We start from the raw sequence: 15,270 nt of genomic DNA, 5'->3' as shown, positions 1-15,270 counted from the left end.
AAGTTCCGACCTGCACGAATGGCGTAACGACTTCTCGACTGTCTCAACCATAGGCCCGGTGAAATTGCACTACGAGTAAAGATGCTCGTTTCGCGCAGCAGGACGGAAAGACCCCGGGACCTTTACTACAGTTTGATATTGGTGTTCGGTTCGGCTTGTGTAGGATAGGTGGGAGACTGTGAAGCTTGGACGCCAGTTCAGGTGGAGTCGTCGTTGAAATACCACTCTGGTCGTGCTGGATGTCTAACCTGGGTCCGTGATCCGGATCAGGGACAGTGTCTGATGGGTAGTTTAACTGGGGCGGTTGCCTCCTAAAGGGTAACGGAGGCGCCCAAAGGTTCCCTCAGCCTGGTTGGCAATCAGGTGTTGAGTGTAAGTGCACAAGGGAGCTTGACTGTGAGACCGACGGGTCGAGCAGGGACGAAAGTCGGGACTAGTGATCCGGCGGTGGCTTGTGGAAGCGCCGTCGCTCAACGGATAAAAGGTACCCCGGGGATAACAGGCTGATCTTCCCCAAGAGTCCATATCGACGGGATGGTTTGGCACCTCGATGTCGGCTCGTCGCATCCTGGGGCTGGAGTCGGTCCCAAGGGTTGGGCTGTTCGCCCATTAAAGCGGTACGCGAGCTGGGTTTAGAACGTCGTGAGACAGTTCGGTCCCTATCCGCTGTGCGCGTAGGAGTCTTGAGAAGGGCTGTCCCTAGTACGAGAGGACCGGGACGGACGAACCTCTGGTGTGCCAGTTGTCCTGCCAAGGGCATGGCTGGTTGGCTACGTTCGGGAGGGATAACCGCTGAAAGCATCTAAGCGGGAAGCCTGCTTCGAGATGAGGACTCCCACCCACTTGATGGGGTAAGGCTCCCAGTAGACGACTGGGTTGATAGGCCGGATATGGAAGCCAGGTGACTGGTGGAGTTGACCGGTACTAATAGGCCGAGGGCTTGTCCTCAGTTGCTCGCGTCCACTGTGTGGTTCCCGGGTTGCGAACAGTCGCACCGGTCGAACCAGATTCACTTGATCAATTGAAAAGTGTGCTTGTTCGCTCGAACCCGATAGGGTTTCGGTGGTCATAGCGTTAGGGAAACGCCCGGTTACATTCCGAACCCGGAAGCTAAGCCTTTCAGCGCCGATGGTACTGCAGGGGGGACCCTGTGGGAGAGTAGGACGCCGCCGAACAATCTTTCAGGACCCGTGGTCCCAGCGTTCAGCTGGACCACGGGTCCTTTTTGTTTTGTGCTTTTTCCCGAAGCGCGCCGGTTGGCCGGCTGCGCGAGAATTGACTGCGGTACCCGAAGACAGGAGCCTCACCGATGCCCACCAACTCAGCCGACGATCGTCCCGAGCGCGAGCCGCGCCGCCGCGACGGCGGCGGCGACCGGGGCGGCTATCGCGGGGGCCCTCGTCGTGACGACAACCGTGGAGGCGGCTTCCGTCGCGACGACCGCGGTGGTTTCCGCCGCGACGACCGGGACCGTGGGGGTTCCTTCCCCCGCGACGATCGGGGCTACGGCCGCCGTGACGACAGGCGGGACGACAGCCGGGACGGCCGTTTCCCCCGCGACGACCGTTCCTATGGTCGTCGTGATGACCGTCGTGATGACCGCGGGCCTCGTCGTGATGACGACCGTGGTCCGCGTCGTGATGACGACCGGGGCGGTTTCCGTCGCGATGACCGTCGTGACGATCGCGGGCCTCGTCGGGACGACGACCGCGGGGGCTTCCGTCGTGAGAGCCGTGGCGGTTACGGCGGTCCGCGTCGCGACGACGACCGTGGTGGTTTCCGTCGTGATGACCGAGGTGGTTACGGGCGTCGTGATGATCGCGGGCCTCGTCGTGATGACGACCGTGGTCCGCGTCGTGATGATCGTGGTCCTCGTCGTGACGACGACCGTGGTGGTTTCCGTCGCGATGACCGTCGTGACGATCGTGGTCCTCGTCGTGACGACGACCGTGGTGGTTTCCGTCGCGATGACCGTCGTGACGATCGCGGGCCTCGTCGTGACGACGACCGTGGTGGTTTCCGTCGGGACGACCGTCGTGACGATCGCGGGCCTCGTCGGGACGACGACCGTGGTGGTTTCCGTCGCGATGACCGTCGTGACGATCGCGGGCCTCGTCGGGACGACGACCGTGGTGGTTTCCGTCGCGATGACCGTCGTGACGATCGCGGGCCTCGTCGGGACGACGACCGTGGTGGTTTCCGTCGCGATGACCGTCGTGACGATCGCGGGCCTCGTCGGGACGACGACCGTGGTGGTTTCCGTCGCGATGACCGTCGTGACGATCGCGGGCCTCGTCGGGACGACGACCGCGGGGGTTTCCGTCGGGACGACCGTCGTGACGATCGCGGGCCTCGTCGGGACGACGACCGCGGGGGTTTCCGTCGGGACGACCGTCGTGACGATCGTGGTCCGCGTCGTGATGACGACCGCGGGGGTTACGGCCGCCGTGAGGACCGGCCGCGTGGGCCGCGTCGGGACGACCGGCGCGACGACCGGTCGCGTGGGGGCTACCGCGGTCGCGACGACCGCGGGGGCTACGGCCGTAGCGACGACCGTAGGGACGATCGCGGCCGGGACCGGGAGCCGATCAAGCGGCTGCCGATCCCCGAGGACGTCACCGGCGAGGAGATCGACAAGGACGTCCGGCAGGAGCTGCAGAGCCTGCCCAAGACGCTCGCCGAGGACGTCGCGAGGAACCTCGTCATGGTCGCGCGCCTGATCGACGAGGAGCCGGAGCAGGCGTACGGGTACTCGCGCGTGGCGCTGCGGCTCGCCTCCCGGGTGGCCGCTGTGCGTGAGGCCGCCGGTTTCGCCGCGTACGCGACGCAGCGGTACTCGGAGGCCCTGGCGGAGTTCCGTGCCGCGCGCCGGATGACCGGCAGTGTCGAGCTGTGGCCCGTCATGGCCGACTGCGAGCGCGGCATGGGCCGGCCCGAGCGGGCGCTCGCGATGGCCGGTGAGGCCGAGGTGCAGAAGCTCGACAAGGCGGGCCAGGTCGAGATGCGGCTCGTCGCCGCGGGTGCCCGGCGCGACATGGGCCAGGTGGACGCGGCGATCGTGACGCTGCAGAGCCCTGAGCTGGCGTCCAACGCAGTGCAGCCGTGGACCGCGCGCCTTCGGTACGCGTACGCGGACGCACTTCTCGCGGCCGACCGGGAGCCCGAGGCACGGGAGTGGTTCGCTAAGGCGGTCGAGGCGGACAAGGACGGTTCGACCGACGCCTCCGACCGGCTTGCCGAGCTGGACGGGGTGGAGTTCGTCGACGCGCTGGTCGACGAGAACGACGCCGACACCGGGAGCGAGACGGGCACCGGCGCCGAGGAGGACGCCGAGGAGGCGGACGAGGCCGACGCCCCCGAGGCCCCGCGCGCCGCCTCCGAGGACGACAAGGACGACAAGGCCGACGAGCAGGACGAGCACGACGACGAGCAGGACGACGACGCCCAGGGTGACGGCGACAAGGCCTGATCCCGCCGCGCGTCACGGTTGCGCGTCCGCAGAAAGGGCCCGGCCCCTGAGCGATTCCGCTCAGGGGCCGGGCCCTTTTTCGTCCTCTGCGGCGTTCGCGCTCTCAGTCCAGGTTCAGGCTGCGCAGTACCAGGCCCGTCGCCGGCTTCGGGCCGAAGGACGTCGACTTGCGGGGCATCGTCACACCCTGCCGGGCCAGGTCCCGTACGACCTCCTCGCGTACCGGATGCATCAGGACGGCCGTGCCTCCCCGGCGCTCGGCCTGGACGACCGCGGCCTCCGTGTCGTGGATGTAGGTGATCTCCTCGGGGGAGTCCGGGATGTGCCAGACCCGCTCCAGCAGGGTGGCGTGGAGGACCGTGGCGTCGAGCCGGCGCCAGGCGTCCGGGCGGTCGGCCGGGACCGTGCGCTCCAGAAGCGCGGGGTCGGGGCGGTCGAGCAGATGGAAGCGGCCGTCTCCGGCGAGGACGTACGCGTTGCCCTCGCCGACCGCCTCCGCCAGGGCGCCGAGGGCATGCGACAGCGGCCCGTCGATCTCGCGGACGCGGAAGATCCCGTCGACGGCGGCGAGCGCGTCCGCGACCGGCAGCCGGTTCAGCAGCCGGTGGATCGCACGGACCTGGAGGGGATAGCGCGCGGTGTCGATGAGCAGGACCAGGCCGAAGTTCCAGGCCCCGGGCGCGGGCTGCTCGTCGCGGAGCCGGAGGTAGGTGGCCCATCGGTGGTGGCCGTCGGCGATGAGGGCCTGCTGGCGGGCGAGGTCGGAGGCGATCTCCTCGAGGTCGCCGGCGTCGGTGACCGACCAGAGGCGGTGACTGAACCCGTCCTCGGTCGTCGTCGACAGCAGCGGCTCCTCGTGGATGACGCGCTCGATGACCGCGCTCGCCCCGTTCGCCGGGCCGTCGCTGCGGTAGGTGAGCAGCAGGGGTTCGAGATTGGCGCCGGTGGTGCGCATCAGGGCCGTGCGGTCGGCCACCACGTGCGGCATCACGTCCTCGTGCGGGAGGACGATGCCCTCATCGGGGGCCGACAGTGCCAGCGCCCCGATGATGCCGCGCTGCAGGATGACGCCCCTGCGCTGCTCGTAGACGTACAGCGCGGGCTGCGGGTCGGGGGCGAGGACGCCCTCGGCGACCCAGCGGTCCAGGGTCTCTGCGGCCTGTTCGTGGCGCGCGGTGGCGGTCGCCGCCTGGGGGAGGATCAGCCGGACGATGTTGTACGGGTCCGCGGACTCCAGGTGGTGCAGGCCGTCGGGCCGCACGACGACGTCGTACGGGGGCGAGGTGACGGCGGCCAGACTGCCGACCCGCTCGGGGACGTAGCGCAGTCCACGGAACGGGACCATGTGCAGACCCTCGGCTGCCCTGTCACCTCGCGTGCTCATTGGAGCATCGTATGTGGCCGGGGCGATGCGCGATGATCGGGGGAGTGCGCGGCGATCGGGACGCGCCGCCGATCGATGGCCCCCGGCCGGGTGGACCGGGAGCCGGGAGTGAGGAGCGGACCAGCATGGGCGAGCGGGGCAGGACCAGGCCGAGTGGCAGCGCACGGGCGCTGAGCGAGGTGTACGACACGGCTCTGCTCGATCTCGACGGGGTGGTGTACGCCGGCGGGGAGGCCATCGCGCACGCGGTGGCGTCCCTGGAGACCGCGCGTGACGGCGGCATGCATCTGGCGTACGTCACGAACAACGCCCTGCGGACGCCGGACGCGGTGGCGGAGCACCTCACCGAGCTGGGTGTGCCGGCGGAGGCGGGCGATGTCATCACCTCGGCGCAGGCCGTGGCACGGCTGATCGCCGAACAGGTCCCGGCCGGTTCGCGGGTGCTGGTCATCGGCGGTGAGGGGCTGCGCGTGGCGCTGTGCGAGCGCGGTCTGGAGCCGGTGGACTCGGCCGACGACGACCCGGCGGCGGTCGTTCAGGGGTACGGCGGGCCGGAGCTGCCGTGGGGACGGCTGGCGGAGGCCTCGTACGCGGTGGCACGCGGGGTGCCGTGGTTCGCCTCCAACACGGACCTGACGATCCCGAGTGCCCGCGGGATCGCGCCGGGGAACGGCGCGGCGGTCGAGGTCGTGCGGATCGCGACCGGTGGCGCGCCGCAGATCGCGGGGAAGCCGCTGACGCCGATGCACCGGGAGACGATCCTGCGGACGGGTGCCGAGCGGCCGCTGGTGGTGGGGGACCGGCTCGACACCGACATCGAGGGCGCGTGCAACGGCGGCGTGGACTCGCTGCTCGTGCTGACCGGGGTGACGGACCCGGCGCAACTGCTTCGGGCGGAGCCGAAGCACCGGCCGACCTATGTGGACGAGGACCTGCGGGGGCTGCTCACCGGTCAGCCCGCGGTGGAGCCCGCCGGTTCTCCGGACGGGGGGTTCGTGTGCGGCGGCTGGACGGCGTCCGTGCGGGGCGACGCGCTCGTGATCGAAGGTGACGGCCAACGGCTCGACGGGCTGCGGGCGTTGTGCGCGGCGGCGTGGACCCACGCGGGGGACCGGTCCGGCTCGGTGGACGCGGGCAAGGCGCTGGCCCGGCTCGGCTGGTGAACGGCCGCGCGGGAAAGGTCCGGTGGGAGGGGGTCCGGACGGCGCCCCGATCAGAGCACTATGGGAGGATAGGCTAACCTAACCGCGTGTTGGTCGACAGTCCTCCCGAACAGAGCGCGGACCGGACGGCCGCGGCATCCGCGTCCGAGCCGCGCAAGCGCCATGCGCTGCGCGCGGCCGGCCTGCTGCTCGCCCTCGGTGTCCTGCTGCTGGTCTGTGTCGCGAGCATCGCGATCGGTGCCAAGTCGGTACCGGTCGCCGATGTGTGGCACGGGCTCTTCCAGAACTCCGGCACCGGCAACGACGTGGTGATCCGCGATGTCCGGGTGCCGCGCACGGTGCTGGGCCTGTTGGTGGGTGTCGCCCTGGGGCTTGCCGGCGCGGTGATGCAGGCGTTGACCCGCAACCCGCTCGCCGAGCCCGGCCTGCTCGGGGTCAACGCGGGCGCGGCCGCCGCGGTCGTCACCGCCATCAGCTTCCTCGACGTCACCTCGATCACCGAGTACGTCTGGTTCGCCTTCCTCGGCGCCGGTGTGGTCTCGGTGGTCGTGTACGTGCTGGGCGGGAGCCGAGGCGCCACCCCGGTACGGCTCGCACTCGCCGGCACGGCCGCCACGGCCGCGCTCTTCGGCTACGTCAACGCCGTACAGCTGCTGGACTCGGCCGCGCTGGACCGGCTGCGCTTCTGGACCGTCGGCTCGCTCGCCTCGGCCGATCCCGCGACGATCGGCAAGGTGGCGCCGTTCATCGGCGCCGGGGTGGTGCTGGCCCTGCTGATCGCACGGCCCCTCAACGCCCTGGAGATGGGCGACGACACCGCGCGTGCGCTGGGCGCCCATCTGACCCGGACGCGGGTGCTGGCCATGGTCGCGGTCACCCTGCTGTGCGGGGCGGCGACCGCCGCCTGCGGGCCCATCGTCTTCATCGGGCTGATGGTCCCGCATCTCGTCCGGGCCATCACGGGCCCCGACATGCGCTGGATCCTCCCGTACGCCGCGGTGCTGTCGCCGGTGCTGCTGCTCGGGTCGGACGTCGTCGGCCGCGTGGTCGCCCGTCCCTCGGAGCTGCAGGTCGGCGTCGTCACCGCGTTCATCGGCGGCCCCGTGTTCATCTATCTCGTACGCCGCAAGAGGATGGCGCAGCTGTGAGGGCCGTGAAAGCGATACGCACCCCGGGCGGGCTGTCCGTCCGTGTGGACCCGAGGGCGGCCCTCGTCGTCCTGCTGCTCCTCGCCGCGGCGCTGGCCGTCGCCGTCGTGCTCGTCGGCAGCGGCGACTTCCCGATGACGCCCGGCGAGGTCGTCGCCACCCTGCTCGGCGACGGCACACCCGCGCACGAGTTCATCGTCCGGGACGTACGGCTGCCGCGGGTCCTCGTGGCGCTGCTGGTCGGCGCGGCGCTCGCGGTCGGCGGGGCGCTCTTCCAGTCCATCTCCCGCAATCCGCTGGGCAGTCCGGACGTGCTCGGGTTCGGTCAGGGCTCGACCGTCGGCGCGCTGACGGTGATCGTGCTGTTCAAGGGCGACGCCTTCGCCACCGCGGGCGGCGCGATCGTCGGCGGCCTGGTCACCGGCGCCGTCGTCTACCTCCTCGCCTGGAAGCGGGGCGTGCACGGCTACCGGCTCGTGCTGATCGGCATCGGCATCGCCGCCATGCTCACCGGCGCCATCCACTACCTCATCACCAAGGCCAATCTCGTCGACGCCACCCGCGCCGTCGTATGGATGACGGGTTCCCTCGACGGCCGCGACTGGAGCCAGTTCTGGCCGCTGCTCGCCGTCTGCGCGGTGTTCGTCCCGCTGTCGCTGGCGTACGGGCGGCCCCTGCGGATGCTGGAGATGGGCGACGACGCGGCGTATGCGCTCGGGATCAGGGTCGAACGGACCCGCGCCGTGCTGACGGGCTCCGCGGTGCTGCTCACCGCCGTGGCCACGGCGGCGGCCGGCCCGATCGTCTTCGTCGCGCTCAGCGCCCCGCAACTCGCCCGCCGGCTGACGCGGTCGCCCGGGCCGAACCTGGCCGCGAGCGCCATGATGGGCGCCGCCCTGCTGGTCGTCGCGGACTGGGTCGCCACCTCGGCGTTCGGCGACCGCCAGCTCCCGGTCGGTGTCGTCACCGGGGTGCTCGGCGGCGTCTACCTGCTCTGGCTGCTCGTCACCGAACGCAAGGCGGGCCGGATATGACGGCCAGCGCCGGGCGCAGGAGCGCAGACCCGCACCAGAAGACCTCCAGGAGTACGTCCATGCAGCGCCTCACCGCGGAATCGGTCACCCTCGCCTACGACCGGCGGGTGATCGCCGAGGACCTCTCGGTCGAGATACCCGACAACTCCTTCACGGTCATCGTCGGCCCGAACGCCTGCGGCAAGTCCACCCTGCTGCGGGCGCTCTCACGGATGCTGAAGCCCAGTCAGGGCCGGGTGCTGCTGGACGGGCAGACGATCCACTCGATGCCGGCGAAGAAGGTCGCGCGGACGCTCGGCCTGCTGCCGCAGTCGTCGGTGGCGCCGGACGGCATCACCGTCGGGGACCTGGTGGCCCGCGGCCGGTACCCGCACCAGGGCCTGCTGCGCCAGTGGTCGCCGGACGACGAGCGGATCGTCCAGGAGTCGATGGCGGCGACCGGCGTCGCCGAGCTGGCCGACCGCCATGTGGACGAGCTGTCCGGGGGTCAGCGCCAGCGCGTCTGGATCGCGATGGCGCTCGCGCAGCAGACGCCGCTGCTGCTGCTCGACGAGCCGACCACCTTCCTCGACATCCAGCACCAGCTGGAGATCCTCGACCTCTGCGCCGAACTGCACGAGACACAGGGCCGCACGCTCGTGGCGGTGCTGCACGACCTCAACCAGGCCGCGCGCTACGCGACCCATCTGATCGCGATGCGGGGCGGGAGGATCGCCGCGGAGGGAGCGCCCGGGGACGTCGTCACGGCCGAGCTCGTCGAGCGGGTCTTCGGGGTCCGCTCCCAGGTCATCGACGACCCGGAGACCGGTACGCCGCTGGTGGTGCCGCTGGCGCGGCGCGGCAGGGCCGCCTCGGACGCGTCGCGGCCGTCCGGCCCGGGCGCCTCGGCGGAGACGGCCGCGGCGGCGTCCTGAGACGGCGTGGCCGGGACGGTGTGCGGCAGCGCCGTCGTCACAGCAGTGCCCGCAGGCGCAGCAGATCGCGGAAGCCGGCCTCGAGCCCGACCCGGCCCGAGGCCCAGGCCTTCGCGAAGTTCAGCTGCCCGTCGACCATCGCCACCAGGTCGTCGCCGGTCATCGCGAGCCGGATGTCGGCCTTCTCGGGAGGCGGCCCGTCGAGCGTGTCGAGGACCTCGATCCGGCCGGCCGAGAGGCGTCCGGTGAAGGTGACGTCCAGGTCCTTGATGTGGCAGCTCAGGGAACGGTCGAGCGAGGCCGCGCTGCGCACGTCCCCGTCCGCCTTCGCGAGATTGTCCGAAAGTCTGTCGAGTGCGCCGCGGCACTCCTCTGTCGTCGCCATCGTGATCGACGGTACCCCAGGGCTTCGCGGTAGCGTCTGGGCATGAGCGACTCGATGGACACGTCCCGGACGGCGCACGAGGCGTCCGGGGCGGCGCCCGGCGGTACAGGGGCGCCGTTCCCGGTGCCCGGGCCGGCGGCGGGCCTTCCGCGCGCGGGACACGTGCCCGGGCCCGGCGACGGCGAGCCGTCCGGCGAGGAGGACGCCGGGAGTGGCGCCCCGGGCGGTTCGGCGCGCGAGGAGACGTACGACCCGGCCGCCCCCGCGCCCCTGGGCGTCGAGCGCGCAGCCACCGGCCACGCCGGGGTCGACGCGCACCTCGAGCGGCTGGCCGACGCCGACCACCTCCCGGCGGACGGCCACCTGGAGGTGTACGAGGATGTACACAGAGGGCTCCGCGACACTCTGACCGCGCTGGACGCCCGACCGGACGAATCGCACGACCACAGGAGCTGAACCGAACGTGGCAGGAGTGGCACGCCGCCGTCTCGACGCCGAGCTGGTACGCCGCAAGCTCGCCCGCTCGCGCGAGCACGCGAGCCAGCTGATCGCGGCGGGGCGGGTGACCGTCGGCGGCAACACCGCCGGGAAGCCCGCCACCCAGGTCGAGACCAGTGCCGCCATCGTCGTCGCCCAGGACGACGGCGACCCCGAGTACGTCTCTCGCGGCGGCCACAAGCTCGCGGGCGCGTTCGCGGCCTTCGTCCCCGCGGGGCTGAAGACCGAGGGCCGGCGGGCGCTGGACGCGGGTGCCTCCACGGGCGGGTTCACCGATGTGCTCCTGCGGGCCGGCGCCTCCCGTGTCGTCGCCGTCGACGTCGGTTACGGACAGCTCGCCTGGTCCCTCCGGAGCGATGAACGCGTGACGGTCAAGGACCGTACGAATGTGCGCGAGTTGACCCTGGAGGCGATCGGCGGGGAGGCGGTGGACCTGATCGTCGGGGACCTGTCCTTCATCCCGCTGGGCCTGGTGCTGCCCGCGCTGGTGCGCTGCGCGACGCCCGCCGCCGATCTCGTCCTCATGGTCAAGCCGCAGTTCGAGGTCGGCAAGGAGCGCCTCGGCAGCGGCGGAGTGGTCCGCAGCCCGGAGCTGCGTGCCGAGGCGGTGCGGACCGTGGCACGGCAGGCCGCCGAGCTGGGGCTCGGCGTGCTGGGAGTGACCGCGAGCCCGCTGCCGGGACCCTCGGGCAATGTCGAGTACTTTCTCTGGCTCCGGGCCGGAGCACCGGATCTCGACCCGGCGGACGTCGAGCGCGCAGTGGCGGAGGGGCCGCGTTGACCGATACGAGCGAGACCATCATGGACACCCGGACACGGACCCGTACCGTGTTCCTGCTGGCCCACACGGGCCGGGCCGCGGCGATCCGCAGCGCCGAACTCGTCGTCCAGGGCCTGCTGCGCGCGGGCATCGGGGTGCGGGTGCTCGCCTTCGAGGCCGCCGACCTCCCGCTGCCGCAGTCCGTGGAGACCGTGCCCGAGGCGACGCCCGAGGTGCTCGACGGGTGCGAGCTGCTCATCGTGCTCGGCGGTGACGGCACCCTGCTCCGGGGGGCCGAGTTCGCCCGCGCCTCCGGGGTCCCGATGCTGGGGGTCAACCTGGGGAGGGTCGGCTTCCTCGCGGAGGCCGAGCGGGACGACCTGGACAAGGTCGTCGACCGCGTCGTGACGCGGGAGTACGAGGTCGAGGAGCGGATGACCATCGACGTGGCCGTCCGCCGCAACGGCGACATCGTGCACCGTGACTGGGCGCTGAACGAGGCCGCCGTGCAGAAGGTCTCCCCCGAGCGGATGCTCGAGGTCGTCCTGGAGATCGACGGGCGCCCGGTGACCGGCTTCGGCTGCGACGGCATCGTGTGTGCCACCCCGACCGGGTCGACCGCGTACGCGTTCTCGGCGGGCGGGCCGGTGGTGTGGCCCGAGGTCGAGGCGCTGCTGATGGTGCCGATCAGCGCCCACGCGCTGTTCGCGAAGCCCCTGGTCACATCGCCCTCGTCGGTGCTCGCGGTGGAGGTGCAGCCGAACACCCCGCACGGTGTGCTGTGGTGCGACGGGCGCCGCGCCGTGGAGCTCCCGGCCGCCGCTCGGGTGGAGGTGCGACGCGGCGAGGTGCCCGTACGCCTGGCCCGGCTGCACCACGCCTCGTTCACCGACCGGCTGGTGGCGAAGTTCGCGCTGCCCGTCTCGGGCTGGCGGGGCGCGCCGCACGGCGACACCTGACGCGAGGCGGGCGGCCGGTCCCGCGACGGGTGAGGGCCCGCTCCGGGATGGACGGCGGCGGGTGAGCCGGGGCCGGGCTCCCCGCCCCGGTTCGCTTCCCTCGCTCCCGGCCCGTGTCCTCGTCCTCCTCCCGGCCCGTGGCTCCGGGATCCGCGGGCCACTCCCACGGGTGATGACGGCCGCGCCGACCTGCGGCTGCGTACCCGGGAGGCGGGGGCCGTCGCACACCCGGCCCCGGACCTCGTAAGGTCTTCCCCGTGTTGGAGGAGATGCGGATACGGTCGCTCGGGGTCATCGACGACGCCGTCGTCGAGCTGTCGCCGGGGTTCACGGCGGTCACGGGTGAGACCGGTGCGGGCAAGACCATGGTCGTCACCAGCCTCGGGCTGCTGCTCGGCGGGCGCGCCGACCCCGCCCTCGTACGGATCGGCGCCAAGTCGGCCGTCGTGGAGGGGCGGGTCACCGTACCCGCCGACGCCTCCGTGGCCGTGCGGGCCGAGGAGGCCGGTGCCGAACTCGACGACGGGGCGCTGCTGATCAGCCGTACGATCTCCGCGGAGGGCCGCTCCCGGGCGCACCTCGGCGGGCGCTCCGTGCCGGTCGGCATGCTCACCGAGCTGGCCGACGAGCTCGTCGCCGTCCACGGGCAGACCGACCAGCAGGGGCTCCTGAAGGCGGCTCGCCAGCGGCAGGCACTGGATCGGTACGCGGGCGACGCGGTCGCCGGACCGCACGCCAAGTACGTGGCCGCGTACCGGCGGCTGAAGGCCGTCTCCGCCGAGCTGGCAGAGCTCACCACCCGTGCCCGTGAACGCGCCCAGGAAGCCGATCTGCTGCGCTTCGGGCTGAACGAGGTCGCGGCCGTGGAACCGAGGGCGGGCGAGGACGTGGAGCTGGCCGCCGAGGCCGAGCGGCTGGGGCACGCCGAGGCCCTCGCCTCCGCCGCGTCCGTGGCGCGCGCGGCGCTCGCCGGTAACCCGGAGGACCCGGAGGGCGTCGACGCGACGACCCTCGTCGCCGGCGCCGGCCGGGCCCTGGACGCCGTTCGGGCCCACGACCCCGCGCTGGCCGCGCTCGCCGACCGGATGGGCGAGATCTCCATCCTGCTCGGCGACGTGGCGGGCGAACTCGCCGGATACGCGGACGACCTCGACGCCGATCCGCTGCGGCTCGCGGCGGTCGAGGAACGGCGGGCCGCGCTCGGGGCGCTCACCCGCAAGTACGGCGAGGACGTCAACGCCGTCCTGGCCTGGGCCGAGGAAGGCGCCGGCCGGCTCACCGAGCTGGAGGGCGACGACGACCGGATCGGCGAGCTGACGGCGGAGCGCGACGCGCTGCGCGCCGAACTGTCCGGTCTCGCCCAGGCACTGACGGACGCCCGTACGGCGGCCGCGGCCCGGTTCGCGGAGGCGGTGACGGCGGAGCTGGCGCATCTCGCGATGCCGCACGCGCGCGTCACCATCGCCATCCGCCAGACCGACGACCCCGAGGGGGTCGAGGTCAACGGGCGCACCGTCGCGTACACCTCGTCGGGAGCGGACGAGGTGGAGCTGCTGCTCGCGCCGCACCCGGGCGCCCAGCCGCGGCCGATCGCCAAGGGCGCGTCCGGCGGTGAGCTCTCGCGGGTGATGCTGGCGGTGGAGGTCGTCTTCGCGGGGACCGACCCGGTGCCGACGTACCTCTTCGACGAGGTCGACGCGGGAGTCGGCGGCAAGGCGGCCGTGGAGATCGGCCGGCGCCTCGCCAAGCTCGCCAAGACCGCGCAGGTCGTCGTGGTGACCCACCTTCCGCAGGTCGCGGCGTTCGCCGACCGGCAGCTGCTGGTCGAGAAGACGAACGACGGATCGGTGACCCGGTCCGGCGTCACGGTCCTGGAGGGTGAGGACCGGGTGCGCGAGCTGTCGCGGATGCTCGCGGGCCAGGAGGACTCGGAGACGGCGCGGGCGCACGCGGAGGAACTGCTGGCGACGGCGCGCGCGGAGGTCTGAGCGCGCGGGTGTGACCGGGCCGCGGGGCGCGAGGCCACTTCTGCTCCGGCCCAGGGCGAGCGGTGCGGCCCGGGACGGCCGCCGATGGCCCTGAAGACGCGTGCGTGCTCCGCGGGGCCCGTACGGGCACACAAGGGCCGTCCGGGACCCGTCGTGGGGCGGTGCTGCAGGGCGGCGCGCGGTGGTCCTCGCTGGGGTGGTGTACGGCGCGATGCGGGCGCGCGCACGGCGGCGTGCGCGGTAGGAGCGCACCAATGTCGCCCGTCGCACGCCGCCGGACGCCGGTCGAGACCGTCCCTCGCCCGGCAATCGCGGGCGCGGAGCCGTCTCGGGCGAGCGGATGACCACCGGTGTGCGCTCACCCGTGTGGGTGATCCGGCCGGGGCTGTTGAGGCTCCTGACACGGGAACGACATCCCGGCGGTGCCGGAACGTGCGTACGGACTGGCATCCTTGGCGCGTGACACAGCTGCGTACGGTCCAGGTACTGGGCGGCGGCAGCGCGGGCAGCAGCGCTCACGTCAGGTCACTGGCCGGGGGCCTGGTGGCGCGGGGAGTGGGGGTGACCGTGTGCGCGCCCGCACCCCTGGAACACGAATACGACTTCCTCGGCGCCGGGGCGCACTTCGTGCCCGTGCCGCGCCGCGGCGACCCGGCGACGGTCGGGGCGCTCCGGGCGGTGTGCGCGGGAGCGGACGTCGTCCACGCGCACGGGCTCGACGCCGCGGTGCGGACGGCCCTGGCGATCAGCGGGCAGGGCGTGCCGCTGGTGGTCACCTGGCACACCCGGACCCGGGCGGCGGGCGCGCGTGGCAGGGTGTCGCGGATGCTGGAGCGACGGGTGGTGAGGGCCGCGGCGGTGGTCCTCGGTACGTCGTCCGAGCTGGTGGACCGGGCCAGGAGCCGGGGCGCGCGCGACGCGCGTCTCGCCCCGGTCGCCGTACCGCCCCCCGGCCCGGACCGGCCCGAGAGCAAGGCGCGGGCCGAACTCGGCGCGGTCGAGCGGCCGTTGCTGACGGCCGTCGGCAGGCTCGAACCAGGTCGAGGCCACAGCACCCTGCTCGACGCGTCCCACCGGTGGCTCGGGCTGGACCCGGTGCCGCTGGTCGCCATCGCGGGGGAGGGGCGGGATCGCGCCGCGCTGCAGCGGCGCATCGACAGGGAGGGCCTGCCGGTACGTCTCCTCGGCCGCCGTGACGACGTCAGCGAGCTGCTGGCGGTGTCGGACCTGGCGCTGCTCCCGAGCAGTTGGGAGGCCCGCTCGCTCCTCGCCCAGGAGGCGCTCCGACTGGGCGTCCCGCTCGTCGCGACGCAGGTCGGCGGCACGCCCGAACTGGTGGGCAACGCCGCCGAACTCGTGCCGTACGGCGATGCCGTGGCCCTCGCGGCCGCCGTCAGCCGGCTGCTGGCGGACCCCGAGCGCCGCCGCCGGCTCGCGACGGCGGGCCGTGTCCAGGCGGCGACCTGGCCGACGGAGGACGAGACCGTCGCCCAGGTGCTGAGCATCTACGACGAACTCACGCAGCCGCCGCGCCCGCGCCGGGCCTGAGCGCGGTCGGCGGGACCGTG

The 15,270-nt window shown here is 72.4% G+C and carries 13 protein-coding genes and 2 rRNA genes (1 of these 15 cut by a window edge); 13 read left to right on the top strand and 2 right to left on the bottom strand.

Annotated elements, in window-relative coordinates; all coding sequences use genetic code 11:
* The 4 genes from QRN89_RS07220 to QRN89_RS07205 form a co-directional block, all read left to right on the top strand.
* Positions 1–948 (top strand): 23S ribosomal RNA (locus QRN89_RS07220) (it extends 2,173 nt beyond the left edge of the window).
* A 110-nt stretch (positions 949–1,058) separates the two neighbouring features.
* Positions 1,059–1,175: ribosomal RNA gene (rrf, locus tag QRN89_RS07215) — 5S ribosomal RNA — on the top strand.
* Between the two features lie 15 nt (positions 1,176–1,190).
* The gene (locus QRN89_RS07210) at positions 1,191–2,720 is read left to right on the top strand and encodes a hypothetical protein (protein WP_290348515.1); all 1,530 of its coding nucleotides are present in this window, start codon (positions 1,191–1,193) and stop codon (positions 2,718–2,720) included.
* Positions 2,630–3,469 carry a hypothetical protein gene (locus QRN89_RS07205; RefSeq protein WP_290353607.1) on the top strand — a complete coding sequence of 280 codons (840 nt, stop codon included), beginning with the start codon at positions 2,630–2,632 and terminating at the stop codon, positions 3,467–3,469. The genes QRN89_RS07210 and QRN89_RS07205 overlap by 91 nt, the downstream gene beginning before the upstream one ends.
* A 103-nt stretch (positions 3,470–3,572) precedes the next feature.
* Here QRN89_RS07205 and QRN89_RS07200 read toward each other — a convergent pair whose 3' ends face one another.
* Positions 3,573–4,853, bottom strand: coding sequence for a DUF1015 domain-containing protein (locus QRN89_RS07200; protein WP_290348514.1), 1,281 nt, complete (start codon positions 4,851–4,853; stop codon positions 3,573–3,575).
* A gap of 125 nt (positions 4,854–4,978) precedes the next feature.
* On the opposite strand from QRN89_RS07200, the gene QRN89_RS07195 reads away from it, so the two are divergent.
* The 4 genes from QRN89_RS07195 (at position 4,979) to QRN89_RS07180 (ending at position 9,112) form a co-directional block, all read left to right on the top strand.
* The gene (locus QRN89_RS07195; protein ID WP_290348513.1) at positions 4,979–6,016 is read left to right on the top strand and encodes an HAD hydrolase-like protein; all 1,038 of its coding nucleotides are present in this window, start codon (positions 4,979–4,981) and stop codon (positions 6,014–6,016) included.
* Between the two features lie 86 nt (positions 6,017–6,102).
* The gene (locus QRN89_RS07190; RefSeq protein WP_290348512.1) at positions 6,103–7,164 is read left to right on the top strand and encodes a FecCD family ABC transporter permease; all 1,062 of its coding nucleotides are present in this window, start codon (positions 6,103–6,105) and stop codon (positions 7,162–7,164) included.
* On the top strand, positions 7,161–8,198 hold the full coding sequence (locus QRN89_RS07185) for a FecCD family ABC transporter permease (RefSeq protein ID WP_290348511.1): 1,038 nt from the start codon (positions 7,161–7,163) through the stop codon (positions 8,196–8,198). The genes QRN89_RS07190 and QRN89_RS07185 overlap by 4 nt, the downstream gene beginning before the upstream one ends.
* 59 nt (positions 8,199–8,257) lie before the next feature.
* Positions 8,258–9,112: an ABC transporter ATP-binding protein gene (locus tag QRN89_RS07180; protein ID WP_356948611.1), complete on the top strand. Its 855-nt coding sequence runs from the start codon at positions 8,258–8,260 to the stop codon at positions 9,110–9,112.
* Positions 9,113–9,149: 37 nt separating this feature from the next.
* Here QRN89_RS07180 and QRN89_RS07175 read toward each other — a convergent pair whose 3' ends face one another.
* Complete coding sequence (locus QRN89_RS07175) at positions 9,150–9,497, bottom strand: SCP2 sterol-binding domain-containing protein (protein ID WP_290348509.1); 348 nt, start codon at positions 9,495–9,497, stop codon at positions 9,150–9,152.
* 42 nt (positions 9,498–9,539) lie between these two features.
* Between QRN89_RS07175 and QRN89_RS07170 the strand changes: the two genes are divergently transcribed.
* From QRN89_RS07170 to QRN89_RS07150, 5 genes are all read left to right on the top strand, one after another.
* Complete coding sequence (locus tag QRN89_RS07170; RefSeq protein ID WP_290348508.1) at positions 9,540–9,953, top strand: hypothetical protein; 414 nt, start codon at positions 9,540–9,542, stop codon at positions 9,951–9,953.
* 7 nt (positions 9,954–9,960) lie between these two features.
* The gene (locus tag QRN89_RS07165; protein WP_290348507.1) at positions 9,961–10,776 is read left to right on the top strand and encodes a TlyA family RNA methyltransferase; all 816 of its coding nucleotides are present in this window, start codon (positions 9,961–9,963) and stop codon (positions 10,774–10,776) included.
* Positions 10,777–10,796: 20 nt separating this feature from the next.
* Entirely contained in the window at positions 10,797–11,714 is a 918-nt protein-coding gene (locus QRN89_RS07160; protein ID WP_290353606.1) for an NAD kinase, read from the top strand.
* Between the two features lie 269 nt (positions 11,715–11,983).
* Positions 11,984–13,702, top strand: coding sequence for a DNA repair protein RecN (gene recN / locus QRN89_RS07155; RefSeq protein WP_290353605.1), 1,719 nt, complete (start codon positions 11,984–11,986; stop codon positions 13,700–13,702).
* A gap of 459 nt (positions 13,703–14,161) precedes the next feature.
* The gene (locus QRN89_RS07150; RefSeq protein ID WP_290348506.1) at positions 14,162–15,250 is read left to right on the top strand and encodes a glycosyltransferase family 4 protein; all 1,089 of its coding nucleotides are present in this window, start codon (positions 14,162–14,164) and stop codon (positions 15,248–15,250) included.
* The last annotated feature ends 20 nt before the right edge of the window (positions 15,251–15,270 follow it).

The sequence above is a fragment of the Streptomyces sp. HUAS CB01 genome, assembly GCF_030406905.1.
GTDB lineage: Bacteria > Actinomycetota > Actinomycetes > Streptomycetales > Streptomycetaceae > Streptomyces > Streptomyces chengbuensis.
This window is presented reverse-complemented; position numbering and strand designations above follow the sequence as displayed.